Raw genomic sequence first — 2711 nt, forward strand, 5'->3', positions numbered from 1 at the left:
CTCGTTGAACTTGTAAGTGCCACCGCCCCACACAGCCCAGTTGCCGCCCCACGGCTTGTAGAAGTTGCGCGGAGCGTTGTCGTCGGTGCCGTAGCCGCCGATGACGAACAGCGAGAAGGCGTCGTTGACGTTCACGTCCAAGCGAACCTTGCCGGCCCACTCTTCCCAGTTGCTGTTGTAAGCGACGACGCCGCTGATGCCGCCCCAGCCCTGCGTCCACTTCACGCCGCCGACGATATGCGGCACGTAGCTGTCGATAAGCTCGCTGCCCGCGAATCTCTTGCCGCCGCCAGAGGTACGAGGAGCTTCGAAGTGATAGCCACCGTAGGAATTGCCCTCTTCGAACGAGACAATGGCCGAGAAGCCGTTCCCGGCATCGAAGGTATAGCTGATCAGGTTGGTGTCGAAGCCGCCGTAAGGAACGATCGTATCGTTGATGACCGAGCCGGCATAGCCCTGGAAGGTGTCGAAGGCCGATTCGTCAGCGCCGATGCGCAGACCGCCTAGCTGGACCCAAGCAAAGTGGGAATTGACGAACGTGTCGCCGTCGCTGAAGTCGAAACGGGTCTCGGTGTAGGTCTTCAAGGTGCCGAGCTCGGTTTCCTGGCCAGTCCAGGTCTTCAGAGCAAAGCGTGCAGTCTTCGACCAGGAACGCTGCGAGTCATCGTCCTGGACGTCGTTGGTGGCGCGGCCGGTGAACGAGCCCCGCTCGCCAGCCGAGGCGTCGTAACGGAGATAACCACCAACGCGCAGGCAGGTCTCGGTGCCCGGGATGTAGAAGTAGCCGGCGCCGTACACGTCGCAAATCTTGACGTATTCAGCCGGTTCCGGCTCGGCGACGGTCACCGCGTCCGCGGCGCGAGCACCGGAAACTGCGACTAGAGCCGCAGCTGAGCCGAGAAGAAGGCTCTTGATGTTCATTTTCTGACCTCCAGTCAAAAGTTAAAAAACGGGTCTGGGTATTTTTTGCTGAAGGACAGCGTTCCCTGCCCCATCCCCACTACCGAAAAAGATGCGCACCGCGCCGCTCCTTCGAACCTGACATTACCCATGAGCCGGCGCCGTTCAACCACGATCGTACCGCCGCAAGGGCTGTCCGGGCGCTATCGCCGGGCGTTGTTGCACAAATGACACGATTTGGCCTCACTCAGAAAGCTCTCGTTAACCATCGAGGTCGGTGCGGCCGCCGAATCCGCCAATTTCCGGCGATCGGCCGGCTGCATTGCGGCGGCCTGGCGAGTCGCCCTGCCGGGTTGTTGCCGCAGAATCGCCTTGGGAGGGGGTTTGTCGCGCGCGCGGCGCAGGGGAAGATGGCGGAGAGGATGGGATTCGAACCCACGAGAAGCTTTTGACCTCTACTCCCTTAGCAGGGGAGCGCCTTCGACCACTCGGCCACCTCTCCGTCGCGCCGCTGGATAAAGAAAAGCGCGGGCACAATCAACAAGCCGACGCCATAATCGCCGAAAAATCCTTCGGACGGCAGCTGCGACAGCGGGCGCCATACCGGCATGACACCGGATCATGAGCGGCGGATCGGGACTTGCGCAGCCTTTCTGAGCCAAGCCCCAGCGACTTCATCCGAACTCCGTCGCACATCGGCAACCGGACGGGCAACCGCCCGAGCAAATTCCCTCCGCTTGGCCGCCTAAGGCGAAAAAGAAAGCAATTACAAGGCATTGGTGGTGATTTCGACCGATGGCGCCTATCGCTTCCGTCCGATTCTGACTGGAGGTCAGAAAATGAACATCAAGAGCCTTCTTCTCGGCTCAGCTGCGGCTCTGGTCGCAGTTTCCGGTGCTCGCGCCGCGGACGCAGTGACCGTCGCCGAGCCGGAACCGGCTGAATACGTCAAGATCTGCGACGTGTACGGCTCCGGCTACTTCTACATCCCGGGCACCGAGACCTGCCTGCGCATCGGCGGCTATGTCCGTTATGACGCCGGCTTCGGCGATGTCGGCACGTTCACCGGCGCACGCGCCGACGACGTCGTCAGCGGCAAGAACCAGGGCACCTGGTACAAAGATGCTCGCTTCACGCTGAAGACCTGGACCGGCCAGGAAACGGAACTCGGCACGTTGAAGACCTATACCGAAACGCGCATGAACTTCCAAAATTCGCCCTTCGACAACGGGGCTGGCAATAGTGCTCATAACAGCTTCGATATGCACTTTGCCTGGATTCAGCTCGGCGGCCTGCGGGTCGGCTTGGACGAATCGGCCTTCGACACGTTCGTCGGCTACGCCGGCAACGTCGTCAACGATACCATCGTTCCCTATGGCGGGTTCAAAACCGGTGTCGTTCAGTACTACTTCGACGCCGGCAACGGTTTCTCGGCGATGGCCTCTCTCGAAGAAGGTTCCGGCGGCGCCGACCAGGCGGCGCCAGGCGCTACTTATGGGTATGGTGTCGGCACGATCGACAGCTATGTTCCGCATGTCGTCGGCGGCTTGAAGTACACGCAGGGCTGGGGTGATGTCGTCGGCGTCGTCGCCTATGACAGCAACTACGAATATGTGTCCGGCAAGGTTCGCGTGGATGTGAACGTGACCAACGAGCTGTCGATTTTCGGCATGTTCGGCTACGCCAGCGAGGGAAAGCTTAACGACTTCAACGCCAACCCCAACACTGCCTTTGCGAACGGTCGCGGCTTCTACAAGCCGTGGGGCGGCAACTGGGGCTTCTGGGCCGGCGGCACCTACAAGTTCAGCGAC

General features: G+C 60.9%; 3 protein-coding genes and 1 tRNA gene. 1 reads left to right on the forward strand and 3 read right to left on the reverse strand.

Annotation, left to right across the window (positions count from 1 at the left end):
• From FJ471_RS34340 to FJ471_RS35035, 3 genes are all read right to left on the reverse strand, one after another.
• Nucleotides 1-921 (reverse strand): porin (locus FJ471_RS34340; RefSeq protein ID WP_140811326.1); only part of this gene is annotated, 921 nt, incomplete at its 3' end.
• A 390-nt stretch (nucleotides 922-1311) separates the two neighbouring features.
• Nucleotides 1312-1402: transfer RNA gene (locus tag FJ471_RS34345), tRNA-Ser, on the reverse strand.
• The gene (locus FJ471_RS35035; RefSeq protein ID WP_181179952.1) at nucleotides 1364-1510 is read right to left on the reverse strand and encodes a hypothetical protein; all 147 of its coding nucleotides are present in this window, start codon (nucleotides 1508-1510) and stop codon (nucleotides 1364-1366) included. The genes FJ471_RS34345 and FJ471_RS35035 overlap by 39 nt, the downstream gene beginning before the upstream one ends.
• Before the next feature lie 229 nt (nucleotides 1511-1739).
• Here FJ471_RS35035 and FJ471_RS34350 point away from each other — a divergent pair.
• On the forward strand, nucleotides 1740-2711 hold a 972-nt coding region (locus FJ471_RS34350), incomplete at its 3' end, for a porin (RefSeq protein WP_140811333.1).

Origin of the sequence: Mesorhizobium sp. B2-7-1 (assembly GCF_006440735.1) — a bacterium.
In the GTDB taxonomy this organism is placed as follows: domain Bacteria; phylum Pseudomonadota; class Alphaproteobacteria; order Rhizobiales; family Rhizobiaceae; genus Mesorhizobium.